Genomic DNA, 19,487 nt, shown 5'->3' on the forward strand with positions numbered 1-19,487 from the left:
GCACCAGCCACGTTCTCTGCCGCCACGCTCCTACCAGGGCCCCTTCACCGGTATGGACCAATGGCCGTGAACTCAGCGTCAACTCGTTATTTCCGCAGGCCACACGGGGTTCCCGGGCCGTTGACGGGTGCCGACCGGCGCTGATAGACACTCACATCTGCCCGGCCGCGGCCACCGGATCGAGCAGTGCAACAGCCCATCTCCGTGCGAGTGATGACGCGAGGTCAGCGACCCATGGACACACACGACCAGTACGGCGCGAGAGGCACCGTCCTCCGCCTCCTCGCGGCCGCCGGCGCCGCGGCCCTCACCCTCACGGTCGGTCTCGTCACCCCGCTCAACCCGGCGCCCCAGCAGGCCGAGGCGGACGGCAAGAAGGTCCTGACGGTCGCGGTGGCGCAGAGCGTCGACTCGCTGAGCCCGTTCCTCGCGGCGCGTCTGGTCAGTACGAGCATGCACCGGCTCACCTACGAGTACCTGACCAACTACGACCCGAAGGACAACCACGCGGTCCCGGGTCTTGCCACCAAGTGGGAGCCGTCCGCGGACAAGCTCACCTGGACCTACACGATCCGCGACAACTCCAAGTGGTCCGACGGCAAGCAGGCCACCGCCGAGGACGCGGCGTGGACGTTCAACACGATGATGACCGACGAGGGCGCGGCCACCGCGAACGGAAGCTTCGTCGCGAACTTCAAGAAGGTCACCGCCCCGAGCCCCACGAAGCTCGTCATCGAGCTGAAGAAGCCGCAGGCCACCATGGCCGCGCTGGACGTGCCGATCGTGCCGAAGCACGTCTGGGAGAAGGTCGACGACTTCTCGAAGTTCAACAACGACAAGTCCTTCCCCGTCGTCGGCAACGGCCCGTTCATCCTCACGGGCTACAAGGCCGACAGCTACGTACGGCTGAAGCCCAACAAGTCGTTCTGGCGCGGGGCCCCGAAGTTCGACGAGCTGGTGTTCAAGTACTACAAGGACGGGGACGCGGCGGTCGCGGCGCTGCAGAAGGGCGAGGTGTCGTTCGTCTCCGGGCTCACACCCGCGCAGGCGGCGGCGCTGAAGGGCGAGGCGGACGTCACGGTCAACGACGCGCCGGGGCGTCGCTTCTACGCGCTCGCCACGAACCCGGGGGCGCGGTCGAAGGACGGCGAGAAGTTCGGCGACGGCCACGCGTCGCTGCTCGACCAGAGGGTCCGCCAGGCCCTGTTCATGGCCGTCGACCGCCGGACCGTCGTCGACAAGGTCTTCCAGGGCCACGCGGAGGAGGGCGAGGGCTACATCCCGCCGCGCTTCTCCACGTACTACTGGCAGCCGACGGACGGTCAGAAGATCACCTACGACCCGGAGAAGGCGGCCCAGCTCCTCAAGGAGGCGGGCTATCCGAAGAACGGCGACGGCAAGCTCGTCGGCAAGAACGGCAAGCCGGTCACCTACCGCGTCCTCTGCCACGCGACGGATCCGCAGGACAAGGCGGTCGGGAAGTACCTGCAGGAGTGGTGGGGCAAGCTCGGTATCGGCGTCGAGCTCGACTGCCGGGACAATGTGAGCGATCCCTGGCTGGCGGGCGAGTACGACCTCGCCTTCGACGGCTGGTCCGTCAACCCGGACCCCGACTTCGTCCTCTCCATCCACACCTGCTCCGCGCTCCCGGCGACGCCCAAGGACATCGGCGCGACCGACAACTTCATCTGCGACAAGAAGTTCGACGAGCTGTACGCGCAGCAGCTCGCCGAGTACGACCCCGCCAAACGGGCGGAGATCGTCAAGAAGATGGAGTCGCGGCTGTACGACACCGGGTACATGAACGTCATGGCGTACCCGAACGCGGTCGAGGCCTACCGCACCGACCAGATCGCGTCGATCACGAAGATGCCGGAGGCCGCGGGCAACATCTACGGCCAGGACGGCTACTGGAGCTGGTGGTCGGCGACTCCGGCCGCCGCCAGCGAGTCCTCCGACGACTCCAGCCAGACAGGCGTCATCATCGGCATCGTCGCGGGTGTCGTCGTCCTGGCGGGCCTCGGGGCGTTCTTCGCGATGCGCCACCGCGCCACCGCCGAGGACCGCGAGTAGCGGCCCGGTACCGCGCACAGTCAGCCAGTCGGGAGTGATCGAGAGTTGAGAACCGTTCATGACCGCTGAAGCGACACCCCCGCTGGTCGGGAAGACCGACGGCCGGGCCCCGGCCGGTCCGTCGGCCCGCGGACCGCGGGCGCGCACCACCGCCGGATATCCGCGGTACGTGGCGGGCAAGCTGGGCGGCGCGGCCGTCTCGCTGCTCGCCGTCCTCGTCACGAGTTTCTTCCTCTTCCGTCTGATCCCCGGCGACCCGGTGAAGTTCATGACCGGCGGGCGACAGGTCTCCGCCGAGCAACTCGCCGCCTACCGGCGGGAGTTCGGGCTCGATCTGCCCACGTGGGAGCAGTTCACGGACTACTGCGGCAAGGCGCTGACCGGCGATCTCGGCACGTCCTACCAGTTCCGGGCGCCCGTCATCGACAAGATCACCGAGGCCCTGCCGAACACGCTGCTGCTCACCGGCACGTCGTTCGTGCTCTACACGGCGCTCGGCATCTTCCTCGGCACACGGGCGGCCTGGCGCAACGGCCGGCTCGGCGACCGGCTCAACACCGGTCTGGCGCTGACCCTCTACTCCATCCCGTCGTTCTGGCTGGGGCTGCTGCTGATCATCGTCTTCGCGGTGGGCATCGGGCCGATCCCCGGTCTCTTCCCGACGGGCGGCATGGAGTCCGGCGACGAACAGGGCTTCGCGTACGTCCTCGACGTCGCCCATCACCTCGTCCTGCCCGTCGTGACACTGGTCGCGGTCGAGTACGGGCAGACGCTGCTGGTCACGCGCTCGGCGCTGCTCGACGAGATGGGCAGCGACTATCTGACGACCGCGCGGGCCAAGGGCCTGCGGGACGATCTCGTACGCCGTCGCCATGCCGTGCCGAACGCGCTGCTGCCGACGATGACGCTGATCTTCATCAACCTCGGCCGGACCGTCGCGGGCGTGATCCTGGTCGAGACGGTCTTCTCCTGGCCGGGCCTCGGCGGGCTCTTCTACCAGGCGCTGAGCGTGCCCGATCTGCCGCTGGTGCAGGGGCTGTTCTTCGTCTTCGCCGCCGCGGTGATCGTGATGAACACGCTCGCCGACCTGATCTATCCGCTGCTCGACCCCAGGGTGGGCCGATGACGACGACGGACCCGGACGAGCCGACGACGACCGAGGCACCTCCCCCGGCGGCTCCCTCCGAAGCGCCCTCGCCGCAGAAGGCCGGTCCCCGCACCCTCGCGTGGCAGCGCCGGCGACGCTCCGCCGCCCGTTTCTGGCAGCGGTACCGCACCCATCGCGCCGGAGTCTTCGGCCTTGCCGCCCTCGCGCTCTTCGCGCTGATCGCGCTCACCGCGCCGCTGACCGTCGGCTCGGACGTGCAGAGCGTGACGAACGCGCCGGGGCGGCCCATGGAGAGCCCGAGCGCCGAATTCCCGCTGGGCACCGACCAGTTCGGGCGCAGCCTGCTCGGGCTCGTGGTGTGGGGATCGCGGGTCTCGCTGCTGGTCGGGCTGCTGGCGGCCGTCCTCTCGGTCGCGATCGGCGCGCTCATCGGCATCACCGCCGGGCACTTCCGCGGCTGGTACGCGACGGTGATGATGCGGATCACGGACTGGTTCCTGGTCATGCCGACGCTGGTCCTGGCGATCGCGCTCGCGACCGTGATGTCCCGCTCGCTCGGCACGATCATCCTGGCGATCGGTGTCACGACCTGGCCGACGACGGCACGGCTGGTGCGCGCGCAGACCCTCGGCGTGGAGTCCCGGCCGTACATCGAGCGGGCCAGGGCGCTCGGCGGGGGCCACTGGCACGTCATGTCCCGTCACGTCCTGCCCAACGTCATGCCGCTTGTCCTGGCGCAGACGACCCTGATCATCTCCTCCGCGATCCTCGCCGAGGCGACACTCGCCTTCCTCGGCCTCGGCGACCCGACGGTCGTCTCCTGGGGCGGTCTGCTCCAGGACGCGCGCGAGGCGGGCGCGGTCAGCGCCGGGAAGTGGTGGTACCTCGTGCCGCCGGGTGTCGCGATCGCCGTCGTGGCCCTCGCCTTCACACTGTGCGGGCGCGCGGTCGAGTCCGTCCTCAACCCCAAGCTGGGGGTGACCCGTTGAAGCCGCCGAGCACTACGACCGCACAACCCCTGCTGGACGTACGGGACTTGAAGGTGACGTACGCCGGAGGAGTGGCCGCCGTGCGCGGGGTCAACCTCACCGTGAACGCGGGCCAGAAGCTCGGCATCGCGGGCGAGTCCGGCTGCGGCAAGTCCACCCTGGCGCTCGCACTGTTGCGGCTGCTGCCGGCCGGGACCCGGGTGACCGGGGAGATCCTCCTGGACGGTGAGGACGTACTGACCATGAAGTGGGGGCGGGTACGGGCGGTCCGCTGGGCCGGTGCCTCCATCGTGTTCCAGGGCGCCATGCACTCCCTCAACGCCGTGCACCGCGTCGGCGACCAGATCGCCGAGCCGATCCTGCTGCACAGGAAGGCGACCCCGGCGGGCGCGCGGAAGAAGACCGGCGAACTCCTGGAGCAGGTGGGACTTCCGGCGGCGCGGGCGTCCGCGTATCCGCACGAGCTCTCCGGCGGCCAGCGCCAGCGCGTGATGATCGCCATGGCCCTCGCCTGCGATCCCCGCCTGGTCATCGCCGACGAACCGACAACCGCGCTCGACGTGATGATCCAGGCGCAGATCCTGCGGCTGATCCAACAGCTCGTCTCCGAGCAGGAGTTGGGGCTCGTGATGATCAGCCACGACCTGGCGGTGCTGTCCGACACCTGCGACCGGCTCGCGGTGATGTACGCCGGGCGGGTGGTGGAGGAGGGTCCGGCCCGGCAGGTGTACGAGGACGCCCAACACCCGTACGGGCAGGCGCTGTCGGCGGCCTTCCCGCGGATCGGGGACGCCGGATCGCGGTTCGCGCCGCGCGGGCTGCCCGGTGACCCGCCGGACCCCGCGGCCCTCCCGAGCGGCTGTACGTTCCATCCGCGGTGTGCGGTGGCGCTGGACTCGTGTGCCGCGGAGGACCAGGCGCTGCGGGCGGCGGCACCGGACCGCCGGGCGGCCTGCGTACACGTGGGGCCCGTGGCCGTGGCGGAAGAAGCGAGGACCACCTGATGACGACGACCGCGACGGTCCCCTCCACACTCCCGGCCCCCTCCGCTCCCCTGTTGAGCGCCGAGGGCCTGCACGTCACGTTCCCCGCCCGGCGCGGCGACACCACCCCGGCCCGGGCCGTCGACGGCGTGGACCTCGACATCCGGGCCGGTGAGATCGTCGCCCTGGTCGGTGAGTCGGGCTGCGGCAAGACGACCCTGGCGCGCTCGCTCCTCGGTCTCGTCCCGCCGACGGCCGGCCGCGTCACCTTCGCGGGCCGCCCCCTCGACTACTCCTCGCGCGCCCTCAAGGCGTACCGCAAGCGCGTCCAACTGGTCCTCCAGGACCCGAGCGGCTCGCTCAACCCCCGGCACACGGTGTACGACGCGGTGGCCGAGGGGCTGCGCATCCACCGATACGCGGGCGACGAACGCGAGGCGGTCGGGGCGGCACTCTCCCGGGCGGGACTCCGTCCCCCGGAGCGCTTCTTCCTGCGCTACCCGCACGAACTCTCGGGCGGCCAGCGCCAGCGTGTGGTCATCGCGGGCGCCCTCGTCCTGGAGCCCGAACTCATCGTCGCCGACGAGCCGGTGGCCTCCCTCGACGCGTCGGTACGCGGCGAGATCCTGGCCCTGCTCCTGCGACTGCGCTCCGAACTCGGCCTGTCCGCCCTGGTGGTGACCCACGACCTGGGCCTCGCGTGGAACATCGCGGACCGGGTCGCGGTGATGTACCTGGGCAGGATCGTCGAGACGGGATCGGTGGAGGACGTCCTGACGACCCCTCAGCACCCCTACACCCAGGCCCTGTTGTCGGTCCTCCCCGAGGCCCCCGGCGACCCGATCGTCCTCACCGGCGAGCCCCCCGACCCCTCCCGCATCCCCACCGGCTGCCGCTTCCACGCCCGCTGCCAGATCCTGGCAACCGGCGAGGCCGAACGCGCGGGCGTCGCGGACGCGTGCCGAGGGGAGGACCTACCGGTACTGGACGGAGGAGGCGGCGCACAGGTGGCATGCCACTGGGCCCGGGCGAAGGCGCCCCTTTAGGGGCGCGGGGAACTGCGCGACAAGCCACAACGGCGCCGCAGCCGAACACCCACCGCCTCGGGGCAAACCAATAACGCGGCGGGGACAACTACCGCCCACCGTCGTACGCCTCAATCAACTCCCGCGACCGCTTGACGTCGTCGGAAATCGCTTCCAGCAACGCCTCGATGGACTCGAACTTCGCCTGCCCCCGCACAAAGGCCAGAAAATCCACGGCAACGTGCAACCCGTACAGATCGAGCCCCACCCGATCGATGGCGTAAGCCTCAACCGTCCGCTCGGTCCCGTCGAACTGCGGATTCGTACCGACGGAGATCGCCGCGGGCATCTCCTCGCCCTGCGCGTGCAGCCACCCCGCGTAGACGCCGTCGGCGGGGATCGCGGTGTGCGGGAGCGTCTCGACGTTCGCCGTGGGGAAGCCGAGCTCGCGGCCGCGCTGGGCGCCGCGGACGACGATGCCCTCGACGCGGTGCGGGCGGCCGAGGATCTCGCGCGCCCCCTCGACATCGCCCTCGGCGATCAGCCGCCGGGTCATCGTGGAGGAGAAGGGCTCGCCGCCCCCCGCTTCACCGGTCACGTAGAGATCCACGACCTCGACCTCGAAGTCGTACGTCTTGCCCTGCTCGGAGAGGAAGGCGACGTTGCCCGCGGCCTTGTGGCCGAAGCGGAAGTTGGGGCCCTCGACGACGGCCTTGGCGTGCAGCTTGTCGACCAGGACCTTCACCACGAAGTCGGCGGGCGACAGCTTCGAGAACTCGGTGGTGAAGGGCAGGATGAGCAGCGCGTCGACGCCCAGCTCGGCCATCAGCTCGGCGCGGCGGTGGTGCGGGGCGAGCAGGGGCGGGTGGCTGCCGGGGCGCACGACCTCGCTGGGGTGCGGGTCGAAGGTGACGACCACTGACGGAACCCCCAGCTCACGCGCCCGTTCCACGGCATGCGTGATGATCAACTGGTGCCCGCGGTGGACCCCGTCGTACGAGCCGATGGTGACGACGCTGCGCCCCCAGTCCTGGGGGATGTCCTCCAAGCCACGCCAGCGCTGCACTGTGACCGCTCCTCGTCGAACCTGTGTCCGTGTCTGCCTCATTACGCAGCTCTAAGAGTGCCATGCCGGGTCCGCACGGCCCGCATCGGCATGGGCGCTGTGACAGGGGGCACGTGGTGGCCGCGGAGCACGCGCGGTCACACCGGAACCCGTACCCCCGTCAGGTTCTCGATCATGCGCCGTGTGCTGGGGCCGACCACGGTGGACCAGTCCTCGGGAGCGTCGGTGAGCCAGCCGGCGACCAGGGCGGCGAAGCCGGGAATCCGGCGGCTCTGGTCGAGAAGGGCCCGGTCGAAGACGGTGGCGCCCTCCGGGGTGCGGACGAGCAGGAGGCCGGCGCTGTGGACCAGCTCGCGGGTGTGCTCCTCACCGCCGCGGGACACGCTGTGGGACGCACCCTCCGCGGCGGCCCGTACGAGTGCGTCAAGCACCACCGGGTCGTACTCGCGCGTGAGCAGCAGGTCCAGGAACTCGCGGCGCAGCGGGTGGGACACAGGCGTGCCGGGTGCCGCGAACACCTTGGCGAGCGCGGCCCGCAGCTGTGGCCTGCCCCCGTCGAGCAGCCCGGTGACCAGGGGATACAGCACGGAACGGGCGGCGGGGCCGTGCTCAAGGCGCCGGTCGACGTACGCCGCCACATGCGCGGCCGCCTCCGGACGCCGCTCCACGACATCCCGTACGAGCACGGCGACCCGGCGGGCCGGCGCGGGTGTGGTGACCTCGGCGAGCGTGCGCAGCGCCTCGCCCGAGTCCGGCTCCCGCAGCCGGTCGCCGAACGAGGCGAGGACCGGTTCCGGATGCGTCGCCAGCGCCGCCACCAGCGCGCTCGCGGGCAAGCGCGGGTCGCCCGCCCTGAAGCGCGCGAGGGCTCCCGGCAGATGGCGGGCCCGGGTGTGCGGATCGCGGACCAGGAGCGCCAGGGCGGCCCCGTGCAGCGTGCAGTCGCCGGGGCGGGCGAGCAGGAAGAGCGCGGCGTAGCGCAGCAGCTCGCGGTCGGCCTCGGTGCGTACGTGGGGCGCTGCCCGCAGCCCGTGGGCCATCGCCGCCGCCCGGCGGGCCGGCCGCTCGTCGTGCGTCCAGCGGTCGACCGCCCGGCACACCGCGGACGGTTCCTCCTCCGCGAGAACGGCCAGCAGCTCGTCGGCGCGCGGGTGCGCACTCTCGGCCAGGGCCTCCGTGAGGTCGTCCAGTGCGCGGCGCCGATGCGTGTGGAGAAGTGCCTGGGCGGCGGTCGCGACGGTGGCGTCGGGGGTCGCGGGCAGCGGGCGCTCGTCGTCGAACCAGTGGGTCAGGTGGGGCTGAGCGGCGGCCGGGTCGGCGGCGAGCAGCCCGGACACGGCGTCCAGGTAACGGAGTTCGGTGGCCGGCGGTGCCTCGTCCGCGACGACGAGCCGCCTCAGCAGATCGAAGCGGTGCGCCTCCGGCAGCGGCAGCCGGGTCCAGAAAACGGGCCCGAACTCCTCCGGCACGGCCCGCCCTTCGGCCCGCCACGTCACCACCCGCTCGGCGAGGTGCCGCAGTACTCCGACGTACGGGGTCGCGTCGGGCACCCGGAGCAGTACGCCGCCAAGGAGGCGGGTGGCCCACCAGGACCCGGTGTCCGTCGCCTCCAGTTCGTCGACCGCGCGAAGCAGTTCACGCAGCCGGAGGGTGAGGTCGGCGTCCCCTTGTTGACGCGGCAGAAGGAGCAGCGCTTGGAGGACGGGGCCGATGCGGTGACGGGGTACGGGGGGAGGCTCGGGCTCGTACGGGGACTCGGGCTCATCCCGCTGTTCGTGGTGCACCAGCGCCCGGAGTGCCGTGTCGAGGTCGAGGTGCATGCCCTGGATCCAGTCGGCCAGCTCCTCGTGGGCGAAGCCGTAGCCGTCTCCGGCGGGCACGAGGAGGCCCTCGGTGAGGACCGCGGAGGCCCACCCGGTGCAGCCGCCGAGGCGTCGGTCGGGCACCGGTCCCCACGGGAACACGGACTCGAACGCCGCCCGGTCCAACTCCCCCTGGCCCGGCCCCAGACAGCGCCGCGCGGCCGCGTGCACCTGCCCGGAGACCCTGGCCGCGAGCCGCCGTACGGCCGTACCGCGCAGCCCGTTCGCCGCCGCGAGCCGTACGGCCACCCGCAGACACATCAGATCGAGATACGCGGCGAAGACCTCGTCCCGCCCGGCCGGCTCGGCCCGCCCCACCTGCCCGGCCAGCTCGTCCTGCTCGTCCGAGGCGTCGGGCGGCGACATCGCGGCCCGCACCTCCGACAGCAACCGCAGCATCAGTGGATGGCGGGCGTCGGGGCCGTCCAAGGCGCCCTCCGGCACCCCGTACCGCGCCCGGGCCCGCCGTGCCTCGCCTTCGTCCAGATCTCCGAGCCGTACGCAGGCGGGCAGCCCGCCGGGGGGCTCACCTCCGCCCCGCTCGGACCCGTACAGCAGCTCGCGCGGGAACTCCGCCCCCGCCCGCTCCCAGTACTCGGCCCGGCAGGCCACGACGAGACGGACCCCGTGCGCCCGCAGCCACTCGGCGGTGCCCCCGGTCCACTCGGACAGCCGGTGCGCGAGAGCGGGCGGCATCTCCTCGGGGCTGTCGAGGAGGAGCAGGAGGGGTCGTCCGGCGTCCCGTGCGAGACGGGCCAGGCGCTCGGGACCGATGTCACCGAGTCCGCTGTCCGAGGGGCAGGGCTCCGGCGAAGGCGCCCAGGCGCCCACTCCCCCGGCGTCCGCCGCACTGCCGGAGGCCGAAGCCGCCACGATCCGCCCCGCCCGCTCCAACGCCCGGCTCGCCGCGTCGGCCACCGACGAGTCGGAGTCCAGCAGGTCTGCTCCCCGCAGCCACAGCGTCGGAGCCGGTTCCGCGCCCCGGTCGCGCCGGGCGGCGAGGGCCGCCAGTTCCGTCGTACGGCCGCTTCCCGGAGCCCCGACAAGCCCCAGAACGGCGTACGGCCCCTCACCGAATGCCCTGAACTCCCGTACTACGTCGTCCCGTTCGACGGGATCGACACCACCGGAGCCCGGCGGAGCCTCGACCGTGGCGGCCAGCTCCAGCACGCCCGCCAGATTGAGGTCGTCCCCGTACGCGGGGACCGTCGCCGCGTTGCGGGCCAGCAGTTCGGCGAGCGCACCGCCGGACCCGGAGGCCATCCGCCCCGCGGACAACGGCACGGCGAAACCCCCCACCCGACGCCCGGAGTGAAGTGCCGTTCCCAGAACGGCGACGACCGCACCGGTGGCCGCGTCGACCACCGGTCCCCCGGCAGCCCCGCCCCCGAGCCGCAGCGCATCGCTTCCCGCCGTGCCGATCGCCAGCTCCAGGGCGCCGTCGAGGAGATGGAAACGGTCGGTCGCCGTGTACGTCACGGCCGACGTGCCCAGCACCCGGGCCTCGCGCCAGCCACCCGCGGCGATACGGACGTACGTGCCGCTCTCCACGGAGTCCCGGACGGTGATCGGGAGGGGGTCGAGGCCGAGGCCGTCCGTGCCGAGACCGTCCATGTGGATCAGGGCGAGGTTCAGGGACGGCAGGAGGGTGACCGAGTCGGCCGTCACCAGGCAGGTGCGGTCCCCAGACGCGTGCAGGACGAGACGGGCGAGCCCGTCGACCGCCTCGTGGCTGGTGATCACGGTGCCCTGGTGGTCGGCGACGAACCCGGTGCCACGCGGCCGCCCGGCGAGATCGCCGATCCGCACGAGGGCCCGGTCCGCGGCTTCGACCACGTTCGTTGCTTCGATCAAGCGCGCTGCTTCGGCGTCGTACGCTGTTTCCGTCGCGTGCGCCGCCTCGGGTGCGTGCCGGGCAGCGACCGGCAACTGATGACGGCCCCCGGTCCGCGGGCCCCGTCCCGCCATGCTCGAACCTCCCCGCCGCGCGCGTCGCACCGAGCCACCGACGCCTCGTCTCCGACGGTAGGCGTGAGGTGATCGGGAGCGACAGATCGCGAGCCGAACGAGCCCCCTTCCGCTCCCCCGGTTCACTCCGAGCGCCTGCCCGGACGGGTGGATAGACGAGGTCGGATGGATACACCCTTGGGTGGGGGAACCGAGGGGGACAGTGGAGCGGCGCACACAGGAATCCCCGTGAACGCCGCTCCACGACGAACCCGGCCGACCGGCGACCCACACGGGTCAGCCGAACACCGCCAGGCTCTTCGCCTTGCCCTTCTGCTCCTCCACCAGTGCCAGGAACCGCCCCTCGGGATCGAACACCCCGACGGCCCCGACCCCGGCGTACTCCTCGGGCATCTCCAGCCGCACGCCGTTCGTCAGCAACTGCCCGCGCTTGGCGTCCACGTTCCAGCGGGGGAACGCGGCCGCGGCGGCCTCCGCCATCGGCATCACGGTCAGCTCCTCCTGGAGCTGGTCGAGGGTGCGGGCGGAGTCGAGCTTGTACGGGCCGACACGGGTGCGCCGCAGCGCCGTCAGATGGCCGCCCACACCCAGGTCGGCACCCAGGTCGCGGGCGAGCGCGCGGATGTACGTACCGGACGAGCAGACGACCGAGACGACCAGGTCCAGGACGGGCGTACCGTCCTCGGCGACCGCGTCCCGGATGTCGTACACGGCGAACGACGAGATCCGTACCGGACGGGCCGGGATCTCGAAGTCCTCGCCGTCGCGTGCCCGCTTGTACGAGCGCACGCCGTTGATCTTGATGGCGCTGACCTTGGACGGCACCTGCATGATGTCGCCACTGAGCTTGGCGATACCGGCGTCCACGGCGTCCCGGACGACCTTGGAGGCGTCCGTGGACGAGGTGATGTCACCCTCGGCGTCGTCGGTCAGGGTGTTCTGCCCGAGCCGGATGGTGCCGAGGTACTCCTTCTCGGTCAGCGCGAGGTGTCCGAGGAGCTTGGTCGCCTTCTCGACGCCGAGGACGAGCACGCCCGTCGCCATGGGGTCGAGGGTGCCCGCGTGTCCGACGCGGCGGGTCTTCGCGATCCCGCGCATCTTGGCGACCACGTCGTGCGAAGTGAAGCCCGACGGCTTGTCCACGATGACAAGGCCGTCGGGCGTCTTCTGCTTCTGCGTCATTCCGCGGCGTCGCCGTCCGTCTCGTCGTCCTCGCCCGGCTTCTTGTACGGGTCCGCCTCACCGGCGAAGGCGGCGCCGGCCGAGACCTCGCGCACCTTCGCGTCCGAGGCCCGTGCCTTGTCGAGCAGGTCCTCGATGGTCTTGGCGGTGTCCGGCAGGGCGTCCGCCACGAAGGTGAGGGTCGGCGTGAACTTCACACCGGCAGCCGCACCGACGGCCGAGCGGAGCACGCCCTTGGCGCTCTCCAGGCCCGCGGCGGCCTCCGCGCGCTCCTCGTCGTCCCCGTACACCGTGTAGAAGACGGTCGCCTCCCGGAGGTCGCCGGTGACCCGGGTGTCCGTGATGGTCACATGCGAACCGAGCCGCGGGTCCTTGATCCCGCGCTGCAGCTTCTGGGCCACCACCTCTCGGATGAGGTCCGCCAGCTTCTTCGCCCGCGCGTTGTCGGCCACTGGTCCGTCTCCCTCTTTCTTACTGTTCTGTGTACGGCCGATCCTCGTCGCCGCACGCTGCATACGCTCAGTCGTCGTCTTCGCCGTGGAACCGCCGTCTCACCGACAGCAGCTCCACCTCGGGACGGCCGGCGACCAGACGCTCGCAGTGGTCCAGTACGTCGGTCAGGTGCCCCACGTCCGCCGACACCACCGCGAGGCCGATGCCGGCCCTCCGGTGGAGGTCCAGGTGGTCGACCTCGGCCGCGCTCACCGCGTACTTCCGCTGAAGTTCGGCCACGATGGGGCGGACGACGGAGCGTTTCTCCTTCAGTGACCGTACGTCGCCGAGGAGCAGATCGAAGGACAGAGTCCCCACGTACATATGTGTATCCGGATGTCCCGCCGGTACGGGGTAGATGGCCCGGCCAAGCTCTTGGCCGGACATCTGAACCGTACAACGAACCCCCGGGACCACTCGACGGGGTTTTCGCCCCCGCCGCCCCTACCCGTTCCCGTCCCCTGGGGGCTCCGCCCCCAGACCCCCCCGTATCGGCCTGAACGGCCTCGTCCTCAAACGCCGGACGGGCTGAAAATCAGCCCGTCCGGCGTTTGAGGAACGGGGGTTCGGGGGCGCGGCCCCCGAAAGGACCGCGGGGGCCGGTCGACGAGGACGTGTGTCCTCGTCGGCCAACCCCACACGGTTCAAACCCGCCGCGGGCTACGACCGCGGCTTCTCGCGCATCTCGTACGTCGCGATGACGTCGTCGATCTTGATGTCGTTGAAGTTTCCGAGGTTGATACCGCCCTCGAAGCCTTCGCGGATCTCGGTGACGTCGTCCTTGAAGCGCCTCAGACCGGAGATGGTGAGGCTCTCCGCGATGACCTTGCCATCGCGCAGCAACCGCGCCTTGGTGTTGCGCTTGACCTCGCCGGAGCGGACCAGCACACCGGCGATGTTGCCCAGCTTGGACGAGCGGAAGACCTCGCGGATCTCCGCCGTGCCGAGCTCGACCTCTTCGTACTCCGGCTTGAGCATGCCCTTGAGGGCTGCCTCGATCTCCTCGATGGCCTGGTAGATCACCGAGTAGTAACGGACGTCGACGCCCTCGCGCTCCGCCATCTGCGCCGCGCGGCCCGCAGCGCGGACGTTGAAGCCGATGACGATCGCGTCGGAGCCGGTCGCCAGGTCGATGTCCGACTCGGTGACCGCACCCACGCCGCGGTGCAGGACGCGGATGTCGACCTCTTCGCCGACGTCGAGCTGGAGCAGCGAGGACTCGAGAGCCTCCACCGAACCGGACGCGTCGCCCTTGATGATGAGGTTGAGTTCCTGCACCAGACCGGCCTTGAGCGCCTCGTCCAGGTTCTCCAGGGAGAACCGGACTCCGCGCCGGGCGAAGTTGGCGTTGCGCTCACGCGCCGCGCGCTTCTCGGCGATCTGACGCGCCGTACGGTCCTCGTCGACGACCAGGAAGTTGTCGCCGGCACCCGGGACGTTGGTGAGACCCAGGACCAGGACGGGGGTCGACGGACCCGCTTCCTCGACGTTGTTGCCGTTGTCGTCGAGCATCGCCCGGACACGGCCGTACGCGTCGCCGACCACCATCGTGTCGCCGATGCGCAGCGTGCCGCGCTGGACCAGGACCGTCGAGACGGCACCGCGGCCACGGTCGAGGTGGGACTCGATCGCAATACCCTGCGCGTCCTGCTCCGGGTTGGCCCGCAGGTCGAGCGAGGCGTCCGCGGTGAGGACCACGGCCTCCAGCAGGCTCTCGATGTTGAGGCCCTGCTTGGCGGAGATGTCGACGAACATCGTGTCGCCGCCGTACTCCTCGGCCACCAGACCGAACTCGGTGAGCTGACCGCGCACCTTGGTCGGGTCGGCACCCTCGACGTCGATCTTGTTGACCGCGACCACGATCGGCACCTCGGCCGCCTTGGCGTGGTTCAGCGCCTCGATCGTCTGGGGCATCACACCGTCGTTGGCCGCCACCACGAGGATCGCGATGTCGGTCGACTTGGCACCACGGGCACGCATGGCGGTGAACGCCTCGTGACCCGGGGTGTCGATGAAGGTGATGCGACGCTCTTCGCCGTTGACCTCGGTCGCGACCTGGTAGGCACCGATGTGCTGGGTGATGCCACCGGCCTCGCCCGCGACGACGTTCGTCTTGCGGATGGTGTCGAGGAGGCGGGTCTTACCGTGGTCGACGTGACCCATGACGGTCACGACCGGCGGACGCGCGACGAGGAACTCCTCGCCACCCTCGTCCTCGCCGAACTCGATGTCGAAGGACTCGAGCAGCTCGCGGTCCTCCTCCTCGGGGCTGACGATCTCGAGGACGAAGTTCATCTCGTCCGCGAGGAGCTTCAGCGTCTCGTCGGAGACGGACTGCGTGGCAGTGACCATCTCGCCGAGGTTCATCATCACGCCGACGAGCGACGCCGGGTTGGCGTTGATCTTCTCGGCGAAGTCGGTGAGGGACGCACCGCGCGACAGACGGACGGACTGTCCGTTGCCACGAGGCAGCATCACACCGCCGACCGACGGGGCCTGCATGGCCTCGTACTCCTGGCGCCTCTGCCGCTTCGACTTGCGGCCACGACGCGCGGGACCGCCGGGACGGCCGAAGGCGCCCTGCGTGCCACCACGGCCACCCGGACCACCGGGACGACCACCGAAGCCGGGACGACCGCCGCCGCCACCGCCGGGACCACCCGGACGGCCGGCGAAACCGCCGCCACCGCCACCGGGACCACCGGGACGACCGGCGAAACCGCCACCGCCGCCACCGGGACCGCCCGGACGACCGGCGAAACCGCCGCCACCGGGACGACCGCCGCCACCGCCACCGCCGGGACGACCGCCACCGCCGGGTCCGCGGCCACCGGGGCCACCGCCGCCGGGACGCGGGCTACCGGCAGCGGGACGCTGCGGCATCATGCCGGGGTTCGGACGGTTGCCGCCGGGGCCGCCGCCGGGACGCGGAGCGCCACCGGGACCACCCTGCGGACGAGGCATGCCGCCCGGGCTCGGACGGTTGCCGCCGGGGCCGCCGCCGGGACGCGGAGCGCCGCCGGGACCACCCTGCGGACGGGGACCACGGTCCTGGCCCGCGCCCTGGGGACGCGAGCCGCCCGGGGCACCGGCACCCGCACCGGGGCCACCCGGACGCGGGGCGCCGCCCGGACGGGGCGCCTGCGGGCGCGCCATACCGGTGGAGCCACCAGAGGTGAACGGGTTGTTGCCCGGACGGGGACCGGCGGGACGACCACCGGGACGCGTGCCCTGGCCGCCGGGACGCGGGGCGCCCTGACGGTCGCCACGGTCACCGCGCTCGCCGCGGCCCTGACCGGGACCACCCTGACCGCCCTGTGCGGGACCGGCCGGACGGACGCCGGGCTTCGGGGCGCCGGGACGCGCACCGCTCGGACGGGGACCCGCGGCCGGGGCTGCGGGGGTCGTCGGAGCGGCGGGAGCCGCCGGGGGTGCCGTGAACTCGGGCGCGGCCGGAGCCGGAGACGCCGGAGCGGGCTTCGGCGCCGGGGGCTTGGGGCCCGGAGTCGGACGCGGGCCTGCGGCCGGAGCCGCCGGGGACGCGGGCGTCTCCGCAGCGGCCGGCTTCGGGGCCGGCGGGCGCGGCGCTGCCGGACCCGGACGGGCCGCCTGCGCCGGAGAAGGCGCGCCGGGCCTGGCGGGCGCGGCCTTGCGCGGGGCGGGCTTGCCGCCGCCGTTGCCCTGCTGCAGGGCGTCGGTCAGCTTGCGTACTACGGGCGCCTCGATGGTCGACGACGCCGAACGGACAAATTCACCGAGTTCTTGGAGCTTGGCCATGACGACCTTGCTCTCCACCCCGAACTCCTTGGCGAGTTCGTATACCCGGACCTTAGCCACTTCGCTCCTTTTAGGTCCGGGTTGCGTCCGGACCGTCGCTACTTCATGGGCGTACTCATCGCGTGCTCATCGAGTGCTCATCGCAATCTCGACCTACTTCCAACTCGCGGGGTACCAGGGCCGCACGGGGTTCCGTGCGACACGTTTTACGGTGTTGCCTGCTCAGCAACTGTCTGTCTGCTCGACGTACAGGCGCAACGCCTTTGTTTCGAGCGGACCCGGGGCACGCAGCGCCCTCGTGAACGCCCGGCGGCGGACCGCCAGGTCGAGACAGACGAGGACGGGGTGTACATACGCACCCCGGCCGGGCAGCGTACCGCGAGGATCGGGGACGCATTCGCCCTCGGCCGCCACGGTGCGCAGCAGATCGATCTTGGCCGCTCGCTCCCGGCACCCCACACAGGTGCGCTCAGGGCATGCGCGGGCATGCGTCCGGCCAGACACTCTTAAGTCTACCTCCCCGCACCGACCTCACCCCTTTGGGGCAAGAACCGAACGGTTGTTGTCGTAATCCAACCGTCACACGGCGTGATCTATTCCCGATCTTGCCGTTGACGCCCCGGACCTGGGCCTGTTTCGGCCCGGGCCCGCGTCGAACCCGTCACGGATCCGCTTGGGACCCGTCCCGGTCGCCGCTCAGTCCTGCTTCTCGGCGGGCTGCTCGGTGTCCGGACGGATGTCGATGCGCCAGCCGGTCAGGCGGGCGGCGAGCCGGGCGTTCTGCCCTTCCTTGCCGATCGCCAGGGACAGCTGGTAGTCGGGGACCGTCACGCGCGCGGAGCGGGCCGCGAGGTCGACGACCTCGACCTTGGAGACCCGGGCCGGGGACAGTGCGTTCGCCACCATCTCGGCCGGGTCGTCCGACCAGTCGACGATGTCGATCTTCTCGCCGTTCAGCTCGGCCATCACGTTGCGCACGCGGCCGCCCATGGGGCCGATGCAGGCGCCCTTGGCGTTCAGACCGGACCGGGTGGACCGGACGGCGATCTTCGTGCGGTGGCCGGCCTCGCGGGCGATCGCGGCGATCTCGACGGAACCGTCGGCGATCTCCGGCACCTCCAGGGCGAAGAGCTTCTTCACCAGGTTGGGGTGCGTGCGGGAGAGGGTCACGGAGGGACCGCGTACGCCCTTCGCCACCCGCACGACGTACGACCGCAGCCGCACGCCGTGCTGGTACGACTCGCCGGGGACCTGTTCCTGCACCGGCAGGATGGCCTCCAGCTTGCCGATGTCGACGAGCACGTTCTTCGGGTCGCGGCCCTGCTGGACGACACCGGTGACGATGTCGCCGTCGCGGCCCGCGTACTCGCCGAGCGTCGCGTCGTCCTCCGCGTCCCGCAGGCGCTGCAGGATGACCTGCTTGGCGGTGCTGGCGGCGATCCGGCCGAAGTCGGACGGGGTGTCGTCGAACTCGCGCGCCTCCTGCCCCTCCTCCAGGTCCTCGGGGTTCTCCTTCGCCCACACGGTCACATGGCCGGTCTCCCGGTCGAGCTTGACGCGCGCGGGGCGGCGGCTTCCCTCGGTGTGGTGGTAGGCGATGAGGAGGGCCGACTCGATCGCCTCGACCAGCAGGTCGAAGGAGATCTCCTTCTCCCGCACCAAGCCCCGCAGGGCACTCATGTCGATGTCCACGGCTACGCCTCCTCCTCTTCCTTCATGTCTGCGTCGTTCTCGTTGCTCTTGCGGTTGAACTCGACCTGCACGCGCGCCTTGTCGATGTCCTCGAAGGCGATCCTGCGGGCGGTGGCCTTGCGTCCCTTGACGCCGGGCACCTCCAGGTCGATCCCGTCCTCGTCCACCGTCAGGATCCGGGCGACCAGTTCGTCGCCGCTCGTCAGCTGGAATCTCACCAGGCGGTCCGTGGCGCGTACGTAGTGACGGTGTTCCTTGAGCTCGCGCTCGGCACCGGGGGTTCCCACTTCGAGGGTGTACTCGCCCTGGCCCATCGCGTCGGTCTCGTCCAGCTTCGCCGAGAGCGCGCGGCTCACATCGGCGATCGCGTCCAGATCGGCCCCTTCGTCGGAGTCGACCACGACGCGCAGCACACGCTTGCGTCCTACCGAGTCCACCTCGATCTCCTCGAGATCGAGTCCCTGCGAGCTGACGAGCGGTTCCAGGAGCTCTCGAAGCCTCTCGCTCTGGGTGGTGCTCATCCGGGTGACTCCTCGGCCGCGTGTGCTGTTGTGGGTAGGTCGCGTGTCAGGTCAAAGGGTATCCGGTCCCAAGGGGTGTTGCCGTCCACCGTGGCCCGCCCGACAGCGGGACGGCGCCGCTGGTGGGTGCGGGGGCACTACCCGGGTACCGTGATCACGGGCCTGCCGCCCTTCCGTTCGTACGAGCCCTCCGAGGACGTCTGCCGTGCCGTTCACCCTGCCGTCGCGCATCCCCTCGGGGCCGCGCCGAAGGAGCCTGTTCGCCGGGGCCGCCGGCGTCGGCGCCGCGTTGCTCGCGGGCTGCTCCTCCTCCGACTCCTCCTCCGGGACCACCGGCGGGAGCACGTCCGCCGCCGAGAGGGCACGCGCGCGTGCGGCTCTCGACAGCGAGCGGCTCGCGGAGCGGTACGAGGCCGTGCTCGCCGTGCATCCCGCGCTGGCCGAGCGCCTGTCGCCGCTGCGGGCGGAGGTCGTACGGCACGCGGAGGCGTTCGGCGGGGGCAAGGGGGCGTCGCCGTCTGCCAGTGCTTCCGCTACGCCTTCCCCCGGCCCGTCCGCCGAGGTGCCTGCCGTGGAGAAGGACGCCCTCGCCGAACTCGCCGCGGCCGAGCGGACGCTGGCGGACCGGCGTACGAAGGCGCTCCTCGACGTGCCGGGAGAGCTGGCGCGGCTGCTGGCCTCGGTGGCGGCGGCCGGTGCGGTGCACGCGTTTCTGCTGACGGAGGGCGAGAAGAAGTGAGCGGTTCCGG

At 71.4% G+C, this 19,487-nt stretch carries 15 protein-coding genes; 6 read left to right on the top strand and 9 right to left on the bottom strand.

What is annotated here, in order from left to right:
• The first annotated feature begins 234 nt into the window (after positions 1 to 234).
• The 5 genes from QF035_RS16170 to QF035_RS16190 are packed head-to-tail and all read left to right on the top strand — an operon-like array spanning position 235 to position 6,199.
• Positions 235 to 2,073, top strand: coding sequence for an ABC transporter substrate-binding protein (locus QF035_RS16170; RefSeq protein ID WP_307521037.1), 1,839 nt, complete (start codon positions 235 to 237; stop codon positions 2,071 to 2,073).
• Positions 2,074 to 2,131: 58 nt separating this feature from the next.
• Positions 2,132 to 3,199, top strand: coding sequence for an ABC transporter permease (locus QF035_RS16175; protein WP_307521038.1), 1,068 nt, complete (start codon positions 2,132 to 2,134; stop codon positions 3,197 to 3,199).
• Positions 3,196 to 4,170, top strand: coding sequence for an ABC transporter permease (locus QF035_RS16180; RefSeq protein ID WP_307521039.1), 975 nt, complete (start codon positions 3,196 to 3,198; stop codon positions 4,168 to 4,170). The genes QF035_RS16175 and QF035_RS16180 overlap by 4 nt, the downstream gene beginning before the upstream one ends.
• A complete protein-coding gene (locus tag QF035_RS16185; RefSeq protein WP_307521040.1) occupies positions 4,167 to 5,174 on the top strand; it encodes an ABC transporter ATP-binding protein in 1,008 nt (335 codons plus the stop codon). Before QF035_RS16180 ends, QF035_RS16185 begins: the two co-directional genes overlap by 4 nt.
• A complete protein-coding gene (locus QF035_RS16190; protein WP_307521041.1) occupies positions 5,174 to 6,199 on the top strand; it encodes an ABC transporter ATP-binding protein in 1,026 nt (341 codons plus the stop codon). The genes QF035_RS16185 and QF035_RS16190 overlap by 1 nt, the downstream gene beginning before the upstream one ends.
• A gap of 88 nt (positions 6,200 to 6,287) precedes the next feature.
• Here QF035_RS16190 and QF035_RS16195 read toward each other — a convergent pair whose 3' ends face one another.
• From QF035_RS16195 to rimP, 9 genes are all read right to left on the bottom strand, one after another.
• Positions 6,288 to 7,244: a bifunctional riboflavin kinase/FAD synthetase gene (locus QF035_RS16195; protein WP_307521042.1), complete on the bottom strand. Its 957-nt coding sequence runs from the start codon at positions 7,242 to 7,244 to the stop codon at positions 6,288 to 6,290.
• Between the two features lie 137 nt (positions 7,245 to 7,381).
• Entirely contained in the window at positions 7,382 to 11,074 is a 3,693-nt protein-coding gene (locus tag QF035_RS16200; protein ID WP_307521043.1) for a serine protease, read from the bottom strand.
• Between the two features lie 276 nt (positions 11,075 to 11,350).
• A complete protein-coding gene (truB, locus tag QF035_RS16205) occupies positions 11,351 to 12,256 on the bottom strand; it encodes a tRNA pseudouridine(55) synthase TruB (protein ID WP_307521044.1) in 906 nt (301 codons plus the stop codon).
• Positions 12,253 to 12,708 carry a 30S ribosome-binding factor RbfA gene (gene rbfA, locus QF035_RS16210; protein WP_307521045.1) on the bottom strand — a complete coding sequence of 152 codons (456 nt, stop codon included), beginning with the start codon at positions 12,706 to 12,708 and terminating at the stop codon, positions 12,253 to 12,255. Before rbfA ends, truB begins: the two co-directional genes overlap by 4 nt.
• 67 nt (positions 12,709 to 12,775) lie before the next feature.
• The gene (locus tag QF035_RS16215) at positions 12,776 to 13,072 is read right to left on the bottom strand and encodes a DUF503 domain-containing protein (protein WP_307521046.1); all 297 of its coding nucleotides are present in this window, start codon (positions 13,070 to 13,072) and stop codon (positions 12,776 to 12,778) included.
• A 336-nt stretch (positions 13,073 to 13,408) separates the two neighbouring features.
• Positions 13,409 to 16,585, bottom strand: a complete 3,177-nt coding sequence (infB, locus tag QF035_RS16220) for a translation initiation factor IF-2 (RefSeq protein WP_307521047.1) — start codon at positions 16,583 to 16,585, stop codon at positions 13,409 to 13,411.
• A gap of 162 nt (positions 16,586 to 16,747) precedes the next feature.
• On the bottom strand, positions 16,748 to 17,029 hold the full coding sequence (locus QF035_RS16225) for a YlxR family protein (RefSeq protein ID WP_269655182.1): 282 nt from the start codon (positions 17,027 to 17,029) through the stop codon (positions 16,748 to 16,750).
• Between the two features lie 192 nt (positions 17,030 to 17,221).
• Complete coding sequence (gene nusA / locus QF035_RS16230) at positions 17,222 to 18,217, bottom strand: transcription termination factor NusA (RefSeq protein WP_307521048.1); 996 nt, start codon at positions 18,215 to 18,217, stop codon at positions 17,222 to 17,224.
• Positions 18,218 to 18,219: 2 nt separating this feature from the next.
• Positions 18,220 to 18,738, bottom strand: a complete 519-nt coding sequence (rimP, locus tag QF035_RS16235) for a ribosome maturation factor RimP (RefSeq protein ID WP_269655180.1) — start codon at positions 18,736 to 18,738, stop codon at positions 18,220 to 18,222.
• A 205-nt stretch (positions 18,739 to 18,943) separates the two neighbouring features.
• Here rimP and QF035_RS16240 point away from each other — a divergent pair, with 205 nt between their 5' ends.
• Complete coding sequence (locus tag QF035_RS16240) at positions 18,944 to 19,477, top strand: hypothetical protein (protein WP_307521049.1); 534 nt, start codon at positions 18,944 to 18,946, stop codon at positions 19,475 to 19,477.
• Positions 19,478 to 19,487: the final 10 nt, after the last annotated feature.

It is taken from the genome of Streptomyces umbrinus, assembly GCF_030817415.1.
Lineage (GTDB): Bacteria > Actinomycetota > Actinomycetes > Streptomycetales > Streptomycetaceae > Streptomyces > Streptomyces umbrinus_A.